The sequence below is a fragment of the Wolbachia endosymbiont (group B) of Longitarsus flavicornis genome (assembly GCF_964028135.1).
Lineage (GTDB): Bacteria > Pseudomonadota > Alphaproteobacteria > Rickettsiales > Anaplasmataceae > Wolbachia.
Genome location: NZ_OZ034758.1, coordinates 159,378 through 182,259 on the forward strand (window position 1 = coordinate 159,378; position 22,882 = coordinate 182,259).

A 22,882-nucleotide genomic window follows, 5' to 3' on the forward strand; every position below is an offset into this window, starting at 1 on the left:
ATTTTACTATAGTATTTTATAAGTTAAGAATCAGTTTACTTAAATAATCCATAATTTTCTATCACTGCAGAAATGGAAAGGTTCTTCAAGCTGCTTTCGGGACTATATTGAATATCTATGCCGGTTAATTCTTTTACCCTTCCTTCTGTATCTTTTGTTAACCTTTGTGTTAAACCATCTACATTGCCAGAACTTATCATTCCCATAACAGAAAATTTCCCATTTGAAATATACTCCTTCTCTATCAGTGGGGATATTTTAATTATCAAATCTAGGCTTTTACGACTTTTTATTGATAATTTACCTTCTTCTTGAAGTAGATATAACTTTTCTATCATCTCAGCTCTATTACCGGAGTGATTCTTTACAAGATTTTCTAACAGTTCTCCATGTCCATCTATAGGCACATCAACATACATTAGCCACAAAAGAAGAACTAAGTCCGTATTACCTTTTGTTATCCCCCTTATTTTACGTGCCTGAACGATTGCATAAAAATAAGGATCTTGGCCATCATAAGAATAACTAAACCTCGACGTAATTTGATCATCAATTCTTACTCGAATCACATTTTCCAGATTTGTAACAGATCTATGTTCTTGTTCTTGTTTTTGTTGAGATACTTCAATCATTTTTTTTAGGTCTAATAATATTAAGTTATTTTTAATTTCAAATTTAGGCTCAATCTCCGGATGATCTTCTATTATATATCCAATTCGTTTACTATCTGCGTATTCTTTGTTAAATAGCGCAATGAAATCAAGAGCTGTTGATCTTAATTTTGTAATTAACCAATTATAATTATTACGTACTTCATCTAGTACAAAAGTTAACATAACCCCTCATTTTAAAATACCATATTTAAATGTATAATATTTTCAATTAGTAAGCAAGTTTCTAGGCTGAAGTATGTTGCAGTATTTTTAAAGTATGTTGCTAAAAAGAAATGGAATATTATTTAATATCCTGTCTTGAAGTAAGTGCTATCCTCAGCGTCCCTTCATCTAGGTAGTCAATTTCTCCACCTATCGGTATGCCGCAAGCAAGGCGCGATATTTTGACATTCAAGTTTTTTAGCAATTCAATTATATATTGCGCAGTAACTTGGCCTTCTAATGTCGGATTAATTGCAACAATGACTTCTTCAATTTTAAATTCTGTAACTCTTTTGAGAATGTTATCAAGATTGAGTTCTTTTGGACCTATGCCATTTATTGCTGATAGCCTTCCACCCAAAACATGATACATACCTGAATATATATTTCCTTTTTCAAATGCCCATAAATCACCCAATTCTTCTACTACACACATTAATTTGGTATCACGTTTGGGGTTAATACAAATAGAACATGGTGATTTAGTATCTAGGTTTCCACAAATCTTACACTCTATTATAAGATCTGCTAGCTCTCTAATCAAAGATGCAAGTGGTAGCATGACTTTCTCTTTATTTTGGAGCAAATGTATAACTAACCTTCTTGATGACGATGGCCCTAAACTTGGCAATTTAGAAAAAGCATGAACTAAATTCTTTATATTAATGTTCATTTAACAAATTCAGGATATAGCTTATAAAATGATAACATCAAACCTTTCGTAAAGAAAGCTTAGTTTGATTGGCTATGAAAAAGATTTCCCACTTTTTTTTAGAACTGTCTTGAAAAAATTAATGTAATTACAATCTACTGTAACCTAACTCTGATTCAGGTATAACTGAAGTTATCTCACACATTTGCGTAGTTACTACGGTACTTCCTTTTTGAAAATGACGTAATTTATTTTTCAACATATTTCTTTCTTCCACATAACTGTCCGATTCTTTATTCAAACTAGAATTTTTTTCTTCATACTTGGAAAGTATTGTATCTATCAAATAATTAAAAAATAATATTAGACCTGTAGTGTTGGAGAGCAATGCAAGAGAATAATATAACATATCTTCACTCACTTCTTCATTTATTATGTCATGAGAATTTCTATACATTCTAAAACAAGAGCCGAAGGCTGCTAAGCATACGCAAGTAAGTTTTGTTTTGTTTAGGACGCACTTAATTCGCGCTAGTTTTTTATTATTATCTTCTAATTTTATACGCAACTCACTAATTTTACTACTATAGTGCTTAATAAACAATTCTATTGACTCTTTGTTATTAGCATAATTATATGCTTTGTAAGATTCCTTATCCATAAATTCAGTATCTATATCTCTTGATTTTAGAAGCTCTTTGATTACTTCATTCTTGCCAAGAAGCACAGCTTCGTGTAGAGGTGTGTACTCACTTTCAACATCTTTCCTTCTGTTAATATGTTCACGAGTTAAGTAGTCGAAAAGAACTGAAACGCATTTTGAATTATTACCTTCAATAGCCAGAGTAATTACATCTTTTTCGTCTTTGTTCTTAGTATTAATAACTTTAGAAAGCGGCTTTTCATTCTCTTGCTTACGTTCAAAATATTTGTGCTTGTAAAACTCATTTGAACAGTATGGTTCCTTAAGAATAGACAAAAGCTTTTTTACAAAATCAGCACGATTTTTTTTTATGGCCAAATGTAAAGGTGTGTCCTGATTTTTCTTATCTTGCAACAATAAGGCATCATACAAACAGCCCTCTTTATATAGAGAATCAATCTCTTGGTCAAAATAGATATCTTCTTCTTCTTCTCCTTCACAGATATTTAATAGCCGTGACCCTATACTTTCTGTAGTACTGTAATCAATTGCAGAGCTACGTTTCACTTTAGATTGATAAAGGTTTATGTTCATACTACCCCTGCCTTTAAACAACCCAGCTATACCTCTAAACAGTTCAGCTATACCTGATTCACTCCGAGTGGCACAAGGTGTTTCATCTGGAATGTTAATCTCAACATTTTCACTAGAAAAAAGTTCTAAAACATGCGAGCTGCTTCTTCTACTGGAAAAAGGCACATCGTTCTTTTTATCTTTAATCTCAGCACTCTTTGCATTCAAAGAATTTAGAGAGTTAGCTAAACAATCAAGATCTGTAGCATTTTTAGACTCAAGGTCTTCTGCTTGAAAATTTGCTGCAGTGTTTATTTCACCTTTCATATTTCTTTATTTTACATGGATTGCATTTCAGGTAGGGTATCTCATCTTTAAAATTTTTCAACTCTATTTAAATTTTTTTAAAATAGTTTTTGATAAAAATATTTACGACACTAACTTTTTGGTTCTCTTGTTAAACTTTTACAAGACAGAATTATTTTATAGCTAAAAAAATTACTTCCGCGTATTTTGAATCCAATTATAATTACAATTAGAGATATTTATTGAGCTCAAAAATCTATCTCCGTCTGCAGACCTTTTTTATTAAACTCATAAAAAATGTAGCGTATCCTCTTCAGTGTATACTTAATTTCTGTCATATGTGCACTGCATTTTTTTCTAATCTTTTTTACAGGGGGATTTTATGTCCAGAATTCCAGATATTTGACCTTTACTTTAGCTAATAAAAACCAACTGGTACCTGCGGTTTTTATAGCTACGTTTCTCAAACAAGTTTCAAATGAATAGATTTCTTGCATAACTGGAATTCAAAAGTTGATGTCATTCTAGCGCGTGACGCTAGAATCCAGTCCTTTTGTGCGAAAAACGTTGTAAAGTAACTTAGTTGGATCCCAGTGGGCTTTTTAACTGTTGAAGAAAAAATATGCCACAGAAAATGAAAGTCAGTAACCAAAACGAATATAACAAATTCCTTGAAAAAAGGGGGAATATTTTTTGTTACATCGATGAAGCTATCGAAAATTGGTATGAAAATAGTCCAAAAATGCAGGGCGGCAACTATATTTATAGTGATAAAGTTGTGATTTTGGTGCATATAATCGTTAATCTTTTTAGAATTGGCTTAAGACAAACGGTAGGGTTTGTAAAAGGATATCTGCAACAAATAGGAAAAAATTTGCAGCTATTCACAAGCATCAAAAAAAACTTAATATTAAGATAAATGATTGCAGGATTGATAAAAGCAACATGGAAAATATTGAAATTATCATAGATAGAACAAATTTACAGTAACACTCCTGGCCACAGTAAGGAAAACCATACGCGTCAAGTTAAGGAAATAAAGGTATGAAAGAGATAGAATAATAAGGTATAAGTTCTCCCAGATATACTTTTAGTGAGAGAACCAATGAATAAAATAACTAGCTTATCAAAAAAGCTCAAAGAATTTTTTAATGAAAAAGCAGAGAAAATCTCAATTACAACAAGGTTTATAAAAAGAAAGAGAAAGCTAAAAGGTTCATCATTCGTAAAAGCCATGGTCTTGGGTAATATAGGAGTTGATAATTGTAGCGTAGAAACAATGTGTCAATTACTAAACGAGGACTCGATAGATATAACAAAACAAGGTTTGGATTTTAGATTTACTGAAGAAGCAGTGGAATTTATGAAAAGGATGTATAATGAATCTGTGATTCTCTTTAAAAATATCTTGCAAGTTGATTGCAAAATCTTACAGCAATTTAATAGTGTTAAATTATTGGACAGTAGCTATATTACTCTACCTAACAGTATGGAAGAGATGTATAAAGGTTATGGTACTAGCTACAGTGGCTATGAAAGCAATACTAAGTATGGAATAAAGTTACAATTAGTTTTCGACTACATGAATCAGATAATAGACCAACTTAATTTAACGGAGGGGGTAAGATCAGACCCACTGCCATTAAGTTAAGGGAAAGAGAAGTTAAGATTGGACAAAAAATTTGAAGTGATTGATAATTATGGTAAATACTAGGGTGAATTTTTAAGAAAAGGGAGTCTGAAAAGTGCAAGTTATTTAAAAAAGTAATAATTGCAGGTTATTTTGCAAAGAATGTACTAATGCAATGATACTGAAAAGATATCTTGAATTTAAAACACATGTTTTCTAGCTCTTTTCTGGTAGTTGAGTGAACGAATATCAGATATCTTATGACGATCAACTCTTCTCCCTTTTCTCACCACTAAAGTGTTCATCAAAAATAACTGTGATAGTCGATCCATAATGCAGTCTATGTCTGACTCTGTAGAAAAAATATCAAAGGCTAAGTTTTTAATCGCATTAAATGAGACAGATTTATTGATGCTTTTTTTTAGTTTACTATTCTGTGAGCTCAATGTCTCTTCATCATCTTCTATCATGATACTTTCTAGATTACTGATGAAGATAGTTGACCAAAAATCCTGCTTGATAGTTTCAATACTTTTTCCTGTGAAATTCTCTAAATTTAATCTTCCCTTCAGCCTAGAAAAAAATGTTTCTACTCCCCAGCGCAAGTAATATAATCTCTCAAACTCTTCAACTGTAAAACGTTTCTCATCTAACAGAGATGTTACTAACACTTCAACTTCGCCAGAAGAAAGTATTATTTTGACTAACCTGAATTTCATCTCATCAGGTAATCCTAGCTTTCGTAGCTGTCTTGCTACTTTAATAGGTGCGGTAGACACTACCACCGTACTAGATGGGCTTTCCGGCTTAAACATAGCGTTTATTTCATTGAAAGACGAACTTGAACAGCGAATTATATAATTGATTTTCCTTCCTGTAAGCTCAGCAAGAAATCGATAAGATACGTATCCTCTATCACAGATTAACAAATCGTCTGATTTTATGGATTCAAGCATACCGATTGCTAAATCAACCTCATAGCTGTCACCTCTACTTAGCACAGATTTTATTGCAATATTATTTAGCATATCGTAGCAAACTTCAAAGGTTGCACTTGTATAGTCTTCAAATCTCTGGATTCCATTCCATACTGCTCTTGAGCTAAACTCACCTATTATTTTGTCGCTCTTTGGCAGAATCAGTATTGAAGCATCAAATGCAAGTACTCTGAAGCCATGGTGGGTTTTAAATTCCTGATCTTGGTAGTATAGGGAAACTATATCATCATTTAACTCTGAAAACGCAGTATGTTTTAGCTTCTTTCTTGCTTGAGTAAATGCACTTGCCGTAATTGTATAATCTTTTCTTGTATGCAGAACAAACTCATTAAGCATCACTTGTAATGACTTTACACTCTTTCTAAAAATCAGGAGAAATACATTAACGAAGGGCAGCTTTCTTTTTCGTGAGAAGTCTTTTGAGGATGCTCTGTGTGCGTTTATAAAGTTTAAACTCATCAATTTATTTTTTATAAACATGATTATTCTTTTTTTTACTCATGTCATTACTTCTTTTAATTTGTGAATCTTACCTGATTTTATAATACAGTTCATCACTTTTCCTTAACTTAATGGCAGTGATAGAAGCCTATCCCTTTTTCTTTGTTGAAATTACTTATCTTGCTGGTGCTGTTACCAATCTAACTGCTTTCGCAACTTCGTTCAATATTGTTGATGGATCTTTATTACTAACAAGTGTTAGATTACCCTCATTACTCATTATAGGATTACCATCACTATTTTTTTCACAAGCATTAAGTACACTTTGCTTTACTTCCTCAATTTGACTTGCCTTATTACTGTTTTTATATGCATACACAGGTGCAGTTATTAAAGCTGCTAATGCAGCAAGAACTACCAAACTAGCAACAAGTGGATGAGCAACTGCAAATGCAGACATTGCAGTAATAGCAGGACTAACAAGTGTTGCAGCCTTTGTTCCAACTGTACCAACAAAAGTTGCATAAGCTGGACTTAAGAAATAAGCAGCCGTAAGCGAAGCTACTGCTGCAATTGCTGCAAAAGTAGCAGCTGTTTTATACGGATGTTCTTTTACAAAATCACGACCCTTACCATAAACGTCTTGAGCTTTACTTTTGATTTTTTCTACTATCGGCATAACTATACTCCTAAAATATTAAAATTTCACTAAGGGGATAGTATGTGGCAAAAAAGAGTTACCTGTCAAGTAAATTAATTTATTTATACATTCTTATTCTGTAATTCAGCGCTTCTGCAATGTGTGCTTTCTTTACCTCTTCACTTTTCGCAAGATCTGCAATGGTTCTTGCGACTCTTAATACACGTGTATAGCCTCGATTGGAAATGTAATTTTCTTTCAGTACGTATTTTAGCAATTCTAACCCTTCCTGATCTGGTTCAGTGAATTTATTTAATGCTTCACCACTGACTTCTGCATTGCAACGAATATTAAATTTACTATAACGCTCAGTTTGAATTTTTCTCGCTGCTATCACCCTTCCTCTTATAACCTCGGTACTTTCTCCCTCCACAGAGATTTCAGGAGAAAGTATGCTAACGTTTGGCATTTCAATGCATATGTCTATTCTATCAAGCAAAGGTCCTGATATTTTATTTCTATAATCTGTGCCGCATTTTGGAGCTTTGTTGCACGATCTACTTGCATCACCTAAGTAACCGCACCTGCAGGGATTCATTGCAGCTATAAGTTGAAAATTAGCTGGATAAGTAATGTGAGCATTTGCACGTGCAATAGTAACTTTTCTATCTTCAAGTGGTTGACGTAGAGAATCAAGCACAAGCCTTGGAAATTCAGGTAGCTCATCAAGAAATAACACACCATTGTGAGCCATGGTGATTTCCCCAGGCTTTGCATTTTTCCCTCCTCCTATCATCGCTGACATCGAGCATGAGTGATGAGGTTCACGAAAGGGACGAGTTACTTTAAATGTTTCGTTACCGGCTTTTGTTATGCTAGAGATAATATTAACATCAATCATCTCTTGTTCAGTCAAATCGGGTAATAGCCCTATAAATCGCTTAGCAAGCATTGATTTTCCAGTACCAGGAGGTCCAACAAGAAGCATATTGTGTCCACCTGCTGCTGCAATTTCAGCTGCTCTTTTTGCAACAACTTGACCTTTAATATCCTTTATATCTGGAACTGAATTTTTTTCTTTGGGTGCAGCGCTATAGTTAAAAGTTACCGGCTGAATTAACTGCTCACCCTTAAAATGTCTGATAATATCGGTTAATTTCTCTATAGCCAGAATAGAAACATTCTTTACCCATAAAGTACTCCATTTCCCCTTGGGCAAATTACTCCTTTATTTACCTGTTTTGCACTGATTGCTGTTGGAAGTACTCCTGAGATTGGTATGACTCTGCTGTCTAGTGCAAGCTCGCCCATAATTATATAAGACTGAACTTTTTCAACTGGTATCACATTCATTACAACAAGTAATCCAACAGCAATAGCTAAGTCATAATGACTACCTTCTTTAAGCAAATCCGCAGGGGAAAGATTAACCGTAATCCTTTTTGGAGGTAACAGAAGATTGATTGAATTTAACGCTGCTCTGATGCGCTCTCTGGATTCTGCAACAGTTTTATCCGGCAGTCCAACAATATTGACTACTAGTACAACATTGCATAATTCTATTATGGCTATTTTGATCAAAATGTGCAAGATTTTTTATGCGAAATACTATATACAAGTGATTGTGATTGATTTCAATTTGATGAATCAACATTCTAATAATATTTTGTTTAGTCTGCCAATCCACTTGATCAAGCTTTGACTCAACGCTTGAGGAAAAGTTTTTCAAGCTATCTGTAACAAGGCTCAATTCTTGTTGTAGTTTTTTTTGATCAATCGTTCTTTCTTTCTCTTCTTCAATTTCTTTCAAATGCTGTTTCATTGTTGTGATTCTTGGTTCAAATTCTTCTTGGCTTATAAACCCTTTGGCATAGCTATCAATAAATTTTTTGATACTTAATCTTAGCTTACTTTCTTGCTTTTCACGTGTTTGATTATGTAAAGGTTTTTTGTTCTCTGATAATCTACGTTGATATTCATTTGCAATCCTATCTGGCTTTTTCAAGATACTCTTGACTTCTTCCCATATCACTCCATCTAATACATCAGTGCGTATTGATTTATTATCGCAGATTTTATTGCCATTGAATTTGCTAGAGTTTGTACCAGAGCAACGATAGTAATAATATGTCGACTTTTTATGAACGTGGTTTGTACCACAATAAGTATATTGACAACGTTGACATACCATTAAACCTTGCAATAAATATGTTTCTCTTCTTTGTCGTACTCTTGCTCTTTGTCTATTTTCAGCTAATTGTGTTTGCACTGAATCAAATAAATTTTCATTGATTATTTTTGGTACTGGAATATAAGTCCAGTTCTCTTTATCACTGTTAAAGCGACCACTTTTAAGTTTACCACAAGTTCCTTTTTTTGACTTTTTTACTTGTGGTTTTGAGCATGTCCTAGTTTTACCATAAGCTGCTTGTCCTATATAAGCAGGATTTTTTAACATGTTCCAAATAGTGCTCCTTTTCCAATACCTTTTTCCTGTTCGTGTTATTACCGGTATCTTATTCAGTTCATGTACAACTTCTCCTATACTTGCTCTTTCTTGGCCAACCCAACTAAATATTTTACGCACTATATTTGCCTCTTCTTCATCAACCTCAAATTTAGCACTTCCTTCACCTACGTGTTTTGCTATGTAGCGATAACCGTAAGGCGCCCTACCCATCACACTTATACACCCAGCTTTGGCCGCATGAAGTTTACCTCTACGGTTTCGTTCCATAATCTTTGCACGTTCATACTCTGCTATTGCTCCCTGAATCTGTAGAAATAAATGGGAATCAGGATTATCATCAAACTTATGATTCAAAAATACTATTTCAGATCCAGCCTTTTTAAACTCTTCGAGTAAGATCATTTGATATGAAAATTTCCGTGATAGCCGATCAGGTGAATGAATGTATATCTTATCAATCTTACCTTCTGCTACTCTATCACGTAAACTCTCTAAGCCAGGACGTTCTAAGTTTGATCCACTGTAGCCATTATCGATGAACCTATGCTCATCTAATAACTCATGTTCATCGCTACTAATGCGACGCTCCAATTCTACAATCTGACTCTCTATCGTATTCTCTTGTGCTTGTTGTCTTGATGAAACTCTTGCATACAAGCTTACCGTTGTCATTTTCTTTCACCTCCTTAGTTCTATATTTCAATAATTGTTCATAAGCATCTGCCAAATATGTACCCGCTAACCTATGAGGTTCATAACGGCAATAAATAGTTAAATCCCCTTTTTGCATGTTTTTCTTCCTGTGAATTTTCTAATAGGTTGGGAGAATTCTTATCAACAGCTAAAAGAAAACTTTTACCATTTTAGACTAAACCAATGGATACCTTATTCAAGGTAGCTGTCTAGTTCACACAAATTCTCCCTAATAAATATACAAGATTTGAAAAAATTATGTCCAAAAAATCTTTGCTTAAATTATCATATTATATATGATATAGCTTATTTAAAGTATCATGAATGTTTATCCAAGTAATGAATTCTGGGAGAGTGATTTAGAAGTTCCTGTTAACCTCTTACTAGAACGTTTTCAGGATTCTAATGTACGTCAATCTTGGTTAGATTCCCTTTCTGGTAAACAACTTAGCATCATTTTTCAGCATTGCTTTAAAAATCATTTAAATGGGCAACTTTTTCAGGACGGAAATTATGACGATAGATCCACTCAACAAAAACGTAAGATACTTACCAGTTACTCTGACTCTCTTTTTGACTATTATCTCATTAGCTACTTTGATCGTACAAAACTTGAGGCTACAGTTAGTGAAGTAGCAAGATTTGCTCTGACTGAGAAGTTAATGAGATCGTACCTGGTAAAAAACAATACCAAGTATGATAAAAGATCCTTATTGTTTTTACTATTTCACATAAATTGTGAACTTCTAAAATCTGTCTATCACTTTGATAAAGTACAAAAGAAAGGTTTCGTATCATTTGCTTTACAGAAATCACCAAGACAAATACATACTTCATTTAAGGAATTTATGTCACGAGAAGCCGTAGAGCAGATACTTAAGGATGATGACCAGTTGCAGGGTTTTTTCCATCATCAAGATCGAATATATATGTTTGTACGTCGAGGAAGTGACATGGATTTACTGCTTAATTCAAACAAAGTTGTTCATGGTCATAAACCTGAGTGGATGATTTTAGACTTTTCTCTTGATGGCACTCAGGTTAATCTCTGTGCTAAAAATACTAACAAGGCTGTGGAAATAGCAAATAGCATTGTAAGTGGGTATTTTGACTGCGAATGTACTTTTGTAAGTATACAAGATAAGAACTTTCCATTACAAGTGCACAAATTTCTTCAAGCATGTATAGATGGTTCTGACTCTGACATTTGTATATTTGAGTTAAATTTTAAGTCAGATTATTTTAAAAATAGTAATACATATCTTACTTTGAGTGTAAAGCCATATGATCCTATTGCACCAGAGTTACATATTTTAAAGCCAGCTATTGGCAACATACTACAATCTATTCAATCAGCTAAAGTAATGTTCCAAAACAAAAAGGTAACATTTTCTTTCAAAATAAGTGGGGAAGTTTATTATTCAGAGCATCCACTCAATAAAAAAGAAAGAGAGGACCTGAAGAAACATATGGAACAATCTTATGGTCTTAAAATTCTTTCACGAGCAAATTGCTGATCTTTTAAGTTCAAATAGTTCTTGGGTAAATCCAAGCCAAAATCATATTAAAGCAGCAAGATACTTATTTGATCTTGGATGGATAAAAATTCAAGAAAGGTATTATATTGTTTGTTCTCGTGAGGAAGATCGTCTTGATTGGCCAAATGTAGTTGATCCAAGTTGTAGTAATGAGATTTTTATTGATTCAGACTTTGATGAAGCATGTGATGACGCTATTTGTGAAAACTGTTCTCGTCATATTTTACCTAACACTTATCAAAAACAGAGATTTCATCTCTTATCCATATACTTAAATACAGAAAAGGTCATAGACTGGTTTGAAACAAAGTTGAATGATTCAAGACTTATGTGGGAAAAAGTGGAACAAGGAGTTTATTATATTTGTAATCAAGGTCGTATTGTAAATCTAATAATCCTTGATTTTTGTACTGATGCGATATTTTTAACTATAGATAAACTTAGAGTCCACCCTACAGTTCTCATCACTCTAAAAAAAGATATACCAAATCTATTACTGAATCTATATGTAGTGCCAATGGTGAAACTGTTTTGTCAGCTTAAGACTGTAACTGAGATCATACGCGTCAAGTTAAGGAAATAAAGGTATGAAAGAGATAGAATAATAAGGTATAAGTTCTCCCAGATATACTTTTAGTGAGAGAACCAATGAATAAAATAACTAGCTTATCAAAAAAGCTCAAAGAATTTTTTAATGAAAAAGCAGAGAAAATCTCAATTACAACAAGGTTTATAAAAAGAAAGAGAAAGCTAAAAGGTTCATCATTCGTAAAAGCCATGGTCTTGGGTAATATAGGAGTTGATAATTGTAGCGTAGAAACAATGTGTCAATTACTAAACGAGGACTCGATAGATATAACAAAACAAGGTTTGGATTTTAGATTTACTGAAGAAGCAGTGGAATTTATGAAAAGGATGTATAATGAATCTGTGATTCTCTTTAAAAATATCTTGCAAGTTGATTGCAAAATCTTACAGCAATTTAATAGTGTTAAATTATTGGACAGTAGCTATATTACTCTACCTAACAGTATGGAAGAGATGTATAAAGGTTATGGTACTAGCTACAGTGGCTATGAAAGCAATACTAAGTATGGAATAAAGTTACAATTAGTTTTCGACTACATGAATCAGATAATAGACCAACTTAATTTAACGGAGGGGGTAAGATCAGACCCACTGCCATTAAGTTAAGGAAAAGTGATGAACTGTATTATAAAATCAGGTAAGATTCACAAATTAAAAGAAGTAATGACATGAGTAAAAAAAAGAATAATCATGTTTATAAAAAATAAATTGATGAGTTTAAACTTTATAAACGCACACAGAGCATCCTCAAAAGACTTCTCACGAAAAAGAAAGCTGCCCTTCGTTAATGTATTTCTCCTGATTTTTAGAAAGAGTGTAAAGTCATTACAAGTGATGCTTAATGAGTTTGTTCTGCATACAAGAAAAGATTATACAATTACGGCAAGTGCATTTACTCAAGCAAGAAAGAAGCTAAAACATACTGCGTTTTCAGAGTTAAATGATGATATAGTTTCCCTATACTACCAAGATCAGGAATTTAAAACCCACCATGGCTTCAGAGTACTTGCATTTGATGCTTCAATACTGATTCTGCCAAAGAGCGACAAAATAATAGGTGAGTTTAGCTCAAGAGCAGTATGGAATGGAATCCAGAGATTTGAAGACTATACAAGTGCAACCTTTGAAGTTTGTTACGATGTGCTAAATAATATTGCAATAAAATCTGTGCTAAGTAGAGGTGACAGCTATGAGGTTGATTTAGCAATCGGTATGCTTGAATCCATAAAATCAGACGATTTGTTAATCTGTGATAGAGGATACGTATCTTATCGATTTCTTGCTGAGCTTACAGGAAGGAAAATCAATTATATAATTCGCTGTTCAAGTTCGTCTTTCAATGAAATAAACGCTATGTTTAAGCCGGAAAGCCCATCTAGTACGGTGGTAGTGTCTACCGCACCTATTAAAGTAGCAAGACAGCTACGAAAGCTAGGATTACCTGATGAGATGAAATTCAGGTTAGTCAAAATAATACTTTCTTCTGGCGAAGTTGAAGTGTTAGTAACATCTCTGTTAGATGAGAAACGTTTTACAGTTGAAGAGTTTGAGAGATTATATTACTTGCGCTGGGGAGTAGAAACATTTTTTTCTAGGCTGAAGGGAAGATTAAATTTAGAGAATTTCACAGGAAAAAGTATTGAAACTATCAAGCAGGATTTTTGGTCAACTATCTTCATCAGTAATCTAGAAAGTATCATGATAGAAGATGATGAAGAGACATTGAGCTCACAGAATAGTAAACTAAAAAAAAGCATCAATAAATCTGTCTCATTTAATGCGATTAAAAACTTAGCCTTTGATATTTTTTCTACAGAGTCAGACATAGACTGCATTATGGATCGACTATCACAGTTATTTTTGATGAACACTTTAGTGGTGAGAAAAGGGAGAAGAGTTGATCGTCATAAGATATCTGATATTCGTTCACTCAACTACCAGAAAAGAGCTAGAAAACATGTGTTTTAAATTCAAGATATCTTTTCAGTATCATTGCATTAGTACATTCTTTGCAAAATAACCTGCAATTATTACTTTTTTAAATAACTTGCACTTTTCAGACTCCCTTTTCTTAAAAATTCACCCTAGTATTTACCATAATTATCAATCACTTCAAATTTTTTGTCCAATCTTAACTTCTCTTTCCCTTAACTTAATGGCAGTGAGGCTTCTATCCCTTTTTCACAATTTTTTTTTGCATCTTAAGCAGTGTTATTTGAAAGTCTATAATTATTACATCTACTGATTAATAATGTTAAGAATAAGTAAATCTTGTTTACTGTTTGCGTATGTCAAAATGAAAAATGTTTGCATATTGTTAAAAAAGCAGTAACTTGTTATCAAGTGAATTCACTAATATTTGAGTAAAATTTAAATGTCAATCGACCTTAGTTTACCAGAATTACCCATATTGCACCCAAGGATTACCGTTGTGGGAGTGGGTGGTGCTGGTGGAAATGCTGTGAACAACATGATTCAATCCAATTTACAAGGAGTAAATTTTGTTGTAGCAAATACCGATGCTCAAGCGTTAGAGAAGTCATTATGTGATAAAAAAATTCAACTTGGTATTAACTTAACTAAGGGCCTTGGTGCTGGTGCTTTACCTGATGTTGGTAAAGGTGCAGCAGAAGAATCAATTGATGAAATTATGGAGCATATAAAAGATAGCCATATGCTCTTTATCACAGCAGGGATGGGTGGTGGTACTGGAACAGGTGCTGCACCGGTAATTGCAAAAGCAGCCAGAGAAGCAAGAGCGGTAGTTAAAGATAAAGGAGCAAAAGAAAAAAAGATACTGACTGTTGGAGTTGTAACTAAGCCGTTCGGTTTTGAAGGTGTGCGACGTATGCGCATTGCAGAGCTTGGACTTGAAGAGTTGCAAAAATACGTAGATACACTTATTGTCATTCCCAATCAAAATTTATTTAGAATTGCTAACGAGAAAACTACATTTGCTGACGCATTTCAACTCGCCGATAATGTTCTGCATATTGGCATAAGAGGAGTAACTGATTTGATGATCATGCCAGGACTGATTAATCTTGATTTTGCTGATATAGAAACAGTAATGAGTGAGATGGGTAAAGCAATGATTGGTACTGGAGAGGCAGAAGGAGAAGATAGGGCAATTAGTGCTGCAGAAGCTGCGATATCTAATCCATTGCTTGATAATGTATCAATGAAAGGTGCGCAAGGAATATTGATTAATATTACTGGTGGTGGAGATATGACTCTATTTGAAGTTGATTCTGCAGCAAATAGAGTGCGTGAAGAAGTGGATGAAAATGCAAATATAATATTTGGTGCCACTTTTGATCAGGCGATGGAGGGAAGAGTTAGAGTTTCTGTTCTTGCAACTGGCATTGATAGCTGTAACAACAATTCATCTGTTAATCAAAACAAGATCCCAGCAGAGGAAAAAAATTTTAAATGGCCTTATAATCAAATTCCAATATCAGAAACAAAAGAATATGCTTCAACTGAGCAAACAAATGAAAGAGTTAAGTGGGGTAGCAATGTTTATGATATACCAGCTTATTTAAGAAGAAAAAAATAATGCAATTTTGGCTACTCAAGTCAGAGCCAAGTGAATACTCGTGGCAAAAAATGGGAAAGGAGCAGGTGACGCAGTGGAATGGTGTATGCAATTATCAAGCTCAAAATTACATGAGAGCTATGAAATTAGGCGATCTTGCATTTTTTTATCATACAGGTAAAGAGAGAGTTATACTTGGAATAGTTGAAGTATTAAAGGAGTATTATCATGTTTATAATTCCAAATTTGGACTAGTGAATGTAAAACTTTTGAAACCTTTAAGTAACCAAGTGACGTTAAACAGTATAAAACAAAACCCACTTTTGAAAAATATGGTTATATTAAAACAATCACGTTTATCAGTTTCTCCGGTTTTAGAGACTGAGTGGAATGAAATAATAAGGATGAGTGATGTATAATACCTGTTGCCAAACAATATTACCTCAGCACACAACATACAGCTGTATGAGTGTTTGTTTTGAAGTAGCCGATTTTTCATCAAACACAAAGCAGTGCTTGACACTGGAATCCAGCTGTAATGCAACCACATTAAAAATGTTGTGTTTTAATATAGCTTTTATATTCACTCACCTAATGTCTAATCAGAATTCCTGGATCCCAGTGTCGGGGCACTGGGATGACATACTTCTAGTGTACAATATTCGTATAGTTGTGTGTATGATACGATGGTCTATAATTCTTCTTTTTTGGGTTCCAATGTCAAGTGATGGGATAATGTCCTTTCTGGTGCTTTATTCATGTTAGAAGTAAATATTCTTGATAAGAGGTGGCATAGTATTACGAAGGACCCACAGAGTTTTGTATTAAATATTATTAATGCTTCTCTAAAAGAATTAAAAATAGATCATTATAAACCAAATATATCAATAGCTCTCGCTGATGATAACTTGCTACATCAACTTAATCTTAAGTTTAGAGAAATAGATAAGCCAACTAATGTACTATCATTTCCATGCGAACAGTTATCTAGTGAATGTGATCTAGGAGACATAGCAATTGCAGTAGATACAATAGAAAGAGAGTCTCATGAGTACTGTATATCTATCCTCACTCACACTGCACACATGTTAGTTCATGGATTGCTGCATTTACTTGGCTATGATCATCAAAAAGAAGATGAAGAAATTATAATGAAAAGTTTAGAGAGCAAGATTTTAGCTTTGCTTGAATTTGAAAAGGAAAAGTATGGTAGATAATACCAAAATATGTTATTTACAAAAAAGGGGTTTTAGCTGTAAAAGGTAAGCAATATGGTTCAGTTTTCTTTACCAAAAAATTCTAAAGTTAATAAAAAGGGCAAGATTTATCCTACTCCTACTGGAGCAAAAAATATTAGAAGATTTCAAATTTATCGTTGGTCTGCTGATGATGATAAAAATCCAAGAATAGACACATTTTTTATCGATATGGATAATTGTGGCCCTATGGTACTTGATGTATTAATAAAAATAAAGGATGAAATAGATTCAACCTTAACTTTTAGACGCTCTTGCAGAGAAGGAATATGCGGATCTTGTGCAATGAATATTGATGGTACCAACACTCTTGCATGCACTAAATCTATACATGATATAAAAGGTGAAGTAAAAATATATCCACTACCTCATATGTATATAGTAAAGGATCTAGTTCCAGATCTAAGCCAATTTTATGAGCAATACAAATCGATTAAACCTTGGTTACAAACAGATAAATCTGCCTTACAAAATAAAGAATACTTTCAATCTCCTGAAGATAGAAAAAAATTGGATGGTCTGTCTGATTGTATACTATGTGCTTGCTGTTCGACTGGTTGCCCAAGCTATTGGTGGAATGGTGATAAATTTTTAGGGCCAGCGATATTACTGCAAGCTTATAGATGGATTGCTGACAGTCGTGATAATAAGAAAGAAGAAAGACTTGCTTCTTTAAATGACCCATTTAAGTTGTATCGTTGTCATACAATAATGAATTGTACAAAAACCTGCCCGAAAGGTCTTAACCCAGCAAAAGCGATAGCGAAAGTAAAACAGCTTATGGTAGAGAGAGAAGGAATTTGAGTGTTATTTCTGGCACTCTTCGTAAGAAAATAGTAGACCCTCTGAAGCATAGGGTATTGTTAATACTCTAAACGTTCTTCCGTTCATGAAATGTATTGTTTCACCATATGATTCCAGTAATCTTTTAAACAACTCATGTCTTTGATTATTAATAGTTTGAAAATCCTCTTTTCCTAAAAGCTTTTTAGATTCAAATAGGTGAAGCATAATCTCGTGATAAGTTGGATAAGACTCCAAAAATTTTGGATCAAACTGAAAAGTTTTTATAAAAGCATTATTATAAAATTTTAGCTTTTGATTCTTACTATATATCGCTACAGCAATCGATAGCTTCTCAAGCAAACTTTCTTGTGCAGCTAAACAATTGCTTAGCTCAGTATGTAATTTTTTTTCATCACTAATATCTTTTCCATACATTACTATGCTATTAGAATTTTGCACTGGAACTTCAACAAAATTAAAAACCTTAGGTTCGTTCTTGTAAGTTATTACACACTCTCCTGGTTTTACGTTATAGGAGCCACTCGCAACAGTAAATTTTTTAGAGCTGCCTATATATTTATCATAAAATAAGTTATAAAACCTTACTTTTTTATTCTTATTGTGCTTCAGTATTGGAAATGGTAAAGAGTCAAAAATTTTTTTATAGTTCTCCAATTCTCGCATAAGCTTACTATTTTCTAACTCAAGTTCATTAGCTTTTATCTTATAATCGGAGATATTTCTTATCCACAACAACACACCAATCACATTATTAGAATAATCTATTATGCTTTTACCATAACATGTGCAATAAACCTCACTGTCTTTTGACTTTAAATCTAGAGTAAAAGATTTATTTATTTCCTTTGCCTCAGCAAAACTTTTAATTAAGCTTTCTGATTGCTCAAAAAAATTTACAAACTCATTAAATGAATAAAAAACAGTATTAAGCAAAATTAGTAAATTGGGAGAAAATTTTTCTATACGTTTTTTTGCGTCCCAAATATAAAATCCATCATTTACAGTATCTATTAAATTATTTATGATAACATTTTGATGTTGTAAGTCCTTAATTTTATTACTAATTTTTAATTTAGAATATGAGAAAAAGAAGAATACTAGAATTAGTAGTAAAACTATTTCATACAAAAAAAACATAGTATTCTAAAACAAATATAAAAATTTATAACCTCTCAGCAAAGAGATTGTACTGAAGAGGTATATAAGTGAAGATTGCCCAATACCCTAAAGCCTAATCTCTTATAAAGGTTTACAGAAGGTTTCATGCAATGTGCTACTATGTATTTGCATTCAAATTGCCTAGCTATCTTTATTCTTTCTAGAACCATTTGAGTTCCTATTCCACGACCCCTGTAAATTGGTAAAACTCCATCGCTATAAAAACCAGCTATGCTGTCTTGAATATAAAGACCGCATGTTCCAACAATTTCGTTATTTAGCATTACAAGAAAAAATCTTAACCTTGAGCTCTTATCATCATAATTCGATAATTGGCGAAAAAATGTGCTAACAATACTAATTCTGTGATAAAAAATTTTAGAAGTGTGTAAATCTAATTGCTCTAAGAGCTCACTACTATTTACAACATTGAACTTCAAATTTGGAACAGCATCATCAGGCAAAAAATAATCTTTTATATTGAGTAAAACTTTTTTTGGTGTGCTAACGTGTTTTATTTCGCATTTTTCTAAAATACCCCCTATTTTTATACGTGGACTTATTATCCATGTTGCTTCTATATTTCGTGCTTTGAGATAATCTAGAGTTCTGCATATGGAAAGCTCAGTACATTGATCTTCACAAAACACAAAATTAAATAACGATTCTCTGGTACCATTTACTGTAAATATAACATTATCAAATTCGTCATGTATTTCCCACTTGGACAAATTCGTTGCATAAAGTATATAATCCTTTAGGTTCTGAATAATTAAGCTTGAATAACAAATTTTTTTATTCTGCATAAACCAACAATAAACAATAAAAGGCTCCTATAAAAACAAAGGCTAAAATTGCAGCTACAACATCATCTAGCATAATACCTAAAGGACCTTTTGTATTTTTATCAATCAAATTTATAGGCCACACTTTTATTATATCAAAAAACCTAAAGGAGAAAAAGCACACCAACAATACAGAGCTATTCATTTCTTGTTCTAATAATATTGAAACTAGAAGTACTGTCAGCAATTGACCAACTACTTCATCAATTACTACCTCTTTTGGATCATGCGGAGCTTTGTAATGTTGTATATAATTGCCTGTAGACCATAATCCAACTAAGAATAAAAAAAAAATAATTGCTGTACCTAAAATTCTGTCATTGAGTAATATAGGAACAATTGGGTAAGCAGCCAAGCTGCCTATAGTACCTGGCATGTGTTTTACCGTGCCAGATAGCCACCATGTTGATATTAATTTATATAAAAATTTCACAATATACCGAAATATAAAACTAATTTACAAGAACAGAAATAGTATCTTCTATAGAAGTATTTTCATATAGCAATCTATAGATCGCTTCACATATGGGCATTTTTATCTTTAGCTTTTCTGCTAAATCAAATGCAGACTTAGCAGTGTTAAAACCTTCAATTACCGACTTACCTTCTGATAAAATCTGCTGAGCACTAGAACCATTACTATTAGCTACTTTAGATCCAAAAGATAGATTTCTTGAATTTAATGATGTGCATGTCACAACCAAATCGCCTAAGCATGCTGGTCCAAGTAGTGTATTTATATCTACATTGCCGTCACCAACTTTTGCTGAGTATAAAGCCTTAATTTCACTCATACTTTTCGTAATTAATGCTGCATGAGCATTAAACCCAAACCTACCTAGAACAACCCCACATGCTATAGCAAAAACATTCTTTAATGCTGCACAAACTTGTATTCCTATAACATCGCTACTAAGGTACAATTTAATATTTTCTTGCTGTAGCTCTGATACTAATTTTAAACCTAATACTTCATTTTGACATGCAAGAACCATCGAATATGGTAATTTTCTTGCAACTTCTATAGCAAAGCTAGGACCAGAAAAAACAGCAAGAGGATTATTAGGTAAAACTTCATTGACTACTTCACTAGGTAATTTTAATGTAGATTTTTCTATTCCCTTACAAGCCAAAATTATTGCTACATTTTTTTTTAGGTTACAATCATTCAATTGATGACATATCTCCCTTAGAGACTGAGTGGGAACAGCTAGAATTATTACTGAAGCATTAACTGCATCTTCAATAGCTAATTTTACTGATACATTATCAGAAATTGGACAATCAGGTAGCTTGTCACTTTCTCTTTTCTCTTTAATTGATTCAAATATGGCCTTATTGCGAGTCCACAAAATTACATTTTTCTTACTACTTAATGAAATCGCAATTGCTGTACCCCATGCGCCAGCACCTAAAACTGATATTACCACTCAATATTCCTGAAAGTATTACTTATAATTTAAAACTGTAGAATAAGTAAATTAAAAATATAACATAAAAGTATAAAATAGTTTAAATATCTATTAACCTAAGTATTCTTTTAATAAAAATAGCTTCTATTCAATATTTACTAAAAATAGTATCATTATAGTATATCTATTGTATTTTAGATCTATTTGTATAATTTTGGAACGACACATTAACTATTAATTAATAAGTGTAATTTCTATTATTCATTAATAAAAATTTGATTTGTTACTTTCCTTGGTTATATATATTACTAAAATTATAAATTATTTATGGGGTGTAAAATATGCGTATATTATTAATTGAAGATGATCAAGTAAGTGCAAGGACTGTAGTTAATGCCTTAACTTCTGATGGACATTTTTGCGACGTTGTTACTTCTGCACAAGATTATAACAATAATATGGTTTCCTCGGGTGGAGACTGTTACGATCTAGTTATTCTAGATATACACCTGCCTGGTGATATTGATGGATATGATATACTGTTAAGATTAAGAAGTGCAAAAATCAAAGTTCCTGTTTTAATACTTTCGTGTATCTCCGCTGCCAACCATAAAGCTAAAGGACTTGGGTATGGTGCCGACGATTACTTAACCAAGCCATTTCACAAGAGCGAATTATTAGCTCGAATTAAGGCCATAGTCCGACGTACTAAAGGCCATCCCGAATCAGTGATAAAGATTGGTAATATGAATATCAATTTTGATCACAGGATTGTTGAGGTAAAAGGCAAAACAGTTCACCTTACTAACAAAGAGTATTCCATGATAGAATTGCTGGCATTGCGTAAAGGAGCAGTGTTGACAAAAGAAATGTTTTTAAACCATCTTTACAATGGCTTGGACGAACCTTCAGACAACAAAATAGTTGATGTTTTTATGTGTAAATTACGTAAAAAACTTGAAAGTGCAAATGATGGAATAAGCCACATAGAAACCGTTTGGGGTAGAGGATATGTTCTAAAAGAGTATGTTGACGATGAAGAATACTCTAGTGCTAATATAAGCGAAAGCAGTAGTGACTATCAAGCAGAACAAGTGAAGGACAGCGCATGAAATGCTTTATTCACCCATTCATTGAAGCAACAAAATAGGTAGATGAAATAAGATAAAAACCAATCGTAAAAGTGAGGTAACATGGTTAGTCTTTTAGAACTTTACAAAGACTTGCAGCAAAAAATAGAAAAGTTGGAAGCTAAGCTAAAAAGTTATAGGTAAGAAAATAAGGTTTTAGAGATAGAGGGTAGAGATAGAGGGTGATGAGTTAAAGGAAAAGCTTTGTTAAGTTCAAAAGGAAATAAAAAAAGAGATAAGCCAAGAAGTAAAAGGAATATAGGTGGTCAAATTGAGCGTACAGGATATGTGAAATGTTTGATACATTTACATAGTATGGCTGACATTCATGCATTGCCTAGGTGAAATATAAGCCGAGTTCTGTTTATGTAGCTATTTATCTGGAGTAAATGTTACCATTTACTTCATGCGATTTACCCGAGTAGATATGAGAAAAACATAAAATCTACTTCTATTTAATCTTGCTCCTAGTGTTGGTTACTTGACTACCAATGTTGCCATTGTTATGGTGCGCTCTTACCACACCTTTTCACCCTTGCCTAATAATATTTTAGGCGGTAATTTTCTGTAGCCCTATAACTGGAGTTACCTCCGGCGGGCGTTACCCGTCACTACCTTTTCTTGGAGCTCGGACTTTCCTCTGCTGTGTTTATCACACAACAGCAGCTACTTATTTCACCTAGAAATTA

Annotated in this window: 20 protein-coding genes, 1 other RNA gene and 3 pseudogenes; 12 read left to right on the plus strand and 12 right to left on the minus strand. The window is 33.0% G+C overall.

All coding sequences use genetic code 11. From position 1 onward, the window contains the following. Positions 1 to 35: 35 nt before the first annotated feature. The 3 genes from ABWU45_RS00795 to ABWU45_RS00805 all read right to left on the minus strand — a co-directional run bounded on the left by ABWU45_RS00795 (position 36) and on the right by ABWU45_RS00805 (position 3,070). Positions 36 to 836 carry a hypothetical protein gene (locus tag ABWU45_RS00795; RefSeq protein ID WP_353278662.1) on the minus strand — a complete coding sequence of 267 codons (801 nt, stop codon included), beginning with the start codon at positions 834 to 836 and terminating at the stop codon, positions 36 to 38. 118 nt (positions 837 to 954) lie between these two features. Continuing rightward, positions 955 to 1,542: a recombination mediator RecR gene (gene recR / locus ABWU45_RS00800; RefSeq protein ID WP_264683454.1), complete on the minus strand. Its 588-nt coding sequence runs from the start codon at positions 1,540 to 1,542 to the stop codon at positions 955 to 957. A 133-nt stretch (positions 1,543 to 1,675) separates the two neighbouring features. Next, positions 1,676 to 3,070, minus strand: coding sequence for an ankyrin repeat domain-containing protein (locus ABWU45_RS00805; protein ID WP_353278664.1), 1,395 nt, complete (start codon positions 3,068 to 3,070; stop codon positions 1,676 to 1,678). 601 nt (positions 3,071 to 3,671) lie between these two features. On the opposite strand from ABWU45_RS00805, the gene ABWU45_RS00810 reads away from it, so the two are divergent. Continuing rightward, complete coding sequence (locus ABWU45_RS00810) at positions 3,672 to 3,968, plus strand: transposase (RefSeq protein ID WP_353278558.1); 297 nt, start codon at positions 3,672 to 3,674, stop codon at positions 3,966 to 3,968. Between the two features lie 174 nt (positions 3,969 to 4,142). Beyond that, positions 4,143 to 4,682 (plus strand): annotated as a pseudogene (locus tag ABWU45_RS00815) (IS4 family transposase); the annotation flags it as partial. Between the two features lie 197 nt (positions 4,683 to 4,879). Here ABWU45_RS00815 and ABWU45_RS00820 read toward each other — a convergent pair. The 4 genes and pseudogenes from ABWU45_RS00820 to ABWU45_RS00835 all read right to left on the minus strand — a co-directional run bounded on the left by ABWU45_RS00820 (position 4,880) and on the right by ABWU45_RS00835 (position 9,900). Beyond that, a complete protein-coding gene (locus ABWU45_RS00820; RefSeq protein WP_353277926.1) occupies positions 4,880 to 6,157 on the minus strand; it encodes an IS4 family transposase in 1,278 nt (425 codons plus the stop codon). A gap of 136 nt (positions 6,158 to 6,293) precedes the next feature. Beyond that, entirely contained in the window at positions 6,294 to 6,797 is a 504-nt protein-coding gene (locus ABWU45_RS00825) for a hypothetical protein (RefSeq protein WP_353278056.1), read from the minus strand. 79 nt (positions 6,798 to 6,876) lie between these two features. Beyond that, positions 6,877 to 8,351, minus strand: a pseudogene (locus ABWU45_RS00830) (YifB family Mg chelatase-like AAA ATPase). Then, complete coding sequence (locus ABWU45_RS00835; RefSeq protein ID WP_353278055.1) at positions 8,269 to 9,900, minus strand: recombinase family protein; 1,632 nt, start codon at positions 9,898 to 9,900, stop codon at positions 8,269 to 8,271. Before ABWU45_RS00835 ends, ABWU45_RS00830 begins: the two are co-directional and overlap by 83 nt. A 341-nt stretch (positions 9,901 to 10,241) precedes the next feature. On the opposite strand from ABWU45_RS00835, the gene ABWU45_RS00840 reads away from it, so the two are divergent. From ABWU45_RS00840 to ABWU45_RS00880, 8 genes and pseudogenes are all read left to right on the plus strand, one after another. After that, a complete protein-coding gene (locus ABWU45_RS00840) occupies positions 10,242 to 11,438 on the plus strand; it encodes a hypothetical protein (protein ID WP_353277991.1) in 1,197 nt (398 codons plus the stop codon). After that, entirely contained in the window at positions 11,404 to 12,042 is a 639-nt protein-coding gene (locus ABWU45_RS00845; RefSeq protein ID WP_353277993.1) for a hypothetical protein, read from the plus strand. The genes ABWU45_RS00840 and ABWU45_RS00845 overlap by 35 nt, the downstream gene beginning before the upstream one ends. A gap of 53 nt (positions 12,043 to 12,095) precedes the next feature. Continuing rightward, positions 12,096 to 12,635, plus strand: a pseudogene (locus ABWU45_RS00850) (IS4 family transposase); the annotation flags it as partial. Between the two features lie 102 nt (positions 12,636 to 12,737). Continuing rightward, positions 12,738 to 14,015 carry an IS4 family transposase gene (locus ABWU45_RS00855; protein WP_353277994.1) on the plus strand — a complete coding sequence of 426 codons (1,278 nt, stop codon included), beginning with the start codon at positions 12,738 to 12,740 and terminating at the stop codon, positions 14,013 to 14,015. A 406-nt stretch (positions 14,016 to 14,421) separates the two neighbouring features. Beyond that, complete coding sequence (ftsZ, locus tag ABWU45_RS00860) at positions 14,422 to 15,606, plus strand: cell division protein FtsZ (protein WP_353278666.1); 1,185 nt, start codon at positions 14,422 to 14,424, stop codon at positions 15,604 to 15,606. Beyond that, the gene (locus ABWU45_RS00865) at positions 15,606 to 16,004 is read left to right on the plus strand and encodes an EVE domain-containing protein (protein ID WP_264330442.1); all 399 of its coding nucleotides are present in this window, start codon (positions 15,606 to 15,608) and stop codon (positions 16,002 to 16,004) included. Before ftsZ ends, ABWU45_RS00865 begins: the two co-directional genes overlap by 1 nt. Positions 16,005 to 16,343: 339 nt before the next feature. Continuing rightward, positions 16,344 to 16,802 carry an rRNA maturation RNase YbeY gene (gene ybeY, locus ABWU45_RS00875; RefSeq protein WP_015587883.1) on the plus strand — a complete coding sequence of 153 codons (459 nt, stop codon included), beginning with the start codon at positions 16,344 to 16,346 and terminating at the stop codon, positions 16,800 to 16,802. Positions 16,803 to 16,856: 54 nt separating this feature from the next. Further along, complete coding sequence (locus ABWU45_RS00880) at positions 16,857 to 17,645, plus strand: succinate dehydrogenase iron-sulfur subunit (RefSeq protein WP_007302009.1); 789 nt, start codon at positions 16,857 to 16,859, stop codon at positions 17,643 to 17,645. 3 nt (positions 17,646 to 17,648) lie between these two features. Here ABWU45_RS00880 and ABWU45_RS00885 read toward each other — a convergent pair whose 3' ends face one another. Genes ABWU45_RS00885 through ABWU45_RS00900 form a run of 4 tightly spaced genes read right to left on the minus strand, consistent with a single transcriptional unit; the run spans position 17,649 to position 21,081 of the window. Further along, complete coding sequence (locus ABWU45_RS00885) at positions 17,649 to 18,785, minus strand: hypothetical protein (protein WP_265042071.1); 1,137 nt, start codon at positions 18,783 to 18,785, stop codon at positions 17,649 to 17,651. A 35-nt stretch (positions 18,786 to 18,820) separates the two neighbouring features. Next, positions 18,821 to 19,612 (minus strand): GNAT family N-acetyltransferase, encoded by a 792-nt coding sequence (locus ABWU45_RS00890; protein WP_064085647.1) that lies wholly within the window; start codon positions 19,610 to 19,612, stop codon positions 18,821 to 18,823. Then, a complete protein-coding gene (locus tag ABWU45_RS00895) occupies positions 19,602 to 20,084 on the minus strand; it encodes a phosphatidylglycerophosphatase A (protein WP_029237689.1) in 483 nt (160 codons plus the stop codon). The genes ABWU45_RS00890 and ABWU45_RS00895 overlap by 11 nt, the downstream gene beginning before the upstream one ends. A gap of 19 nt (positions 20,085 to 20,103) precedes the next feature. After that, positions 20,104 to 21,081, minus strand: a complete 978-nt coding sequence (locus tag ABWU45_RS00900) for an NAD(P)H-dependent glycerol-3-phosphate dehydrogenase (protein ID WP_064085646.1) — start codon at positions 21,079 to 21,081, stop codon at positions 20,104 to 20,106. Positions 21,082 to 21,404: 323 nt separating this feature from the next. Between ABWU45_RS00900 and ABWU45_RS00905 the strand changes: the two genes are divergently transcribed. Together ABWU45_RS00905 and ABWU45_RS00910 are read left to right on the plus strand one after the other, a co-directional pair. Further along, entirely contained in the window at positions 21,405 to 22,175 is a 771-nt protein-coding gene (locus ABWU45_RS00905; RefSeq protein WP_264682989.1) for a response regulator transcription factor, read from the plus strand. Between the two features lie 222 nt (positions 22,176 to 22,397). Beyond that, positions 22,398 to 22,538 carry a hypothetical protein gene (locus ABWU45_RS00910; RefSeq protein ID WP_353278668.1) on the plus strand — a complete coding sequence of 47 codons (141 nt, stop codon included), beginning with the start codon at positions 22,398 to 22,400 and terminating at the stop codon, positions 22,536 to 22,538. Here ABWU45_RS00910 and rnpB read toward each other — a convergent pair. Next, an RNA gene (gene rnpB / locus ABWU45_RS00915) (RNase P RNA component class A) lies at positions 22,527 to 22,876 on the minus strand. The two genes, ABWU45_RS00910 and rnpB, sit on opposite strands and share 12 nt — an antisense overlap. Positions 22,877 to 22,882 lie beyond the last annotated feature (6 nt).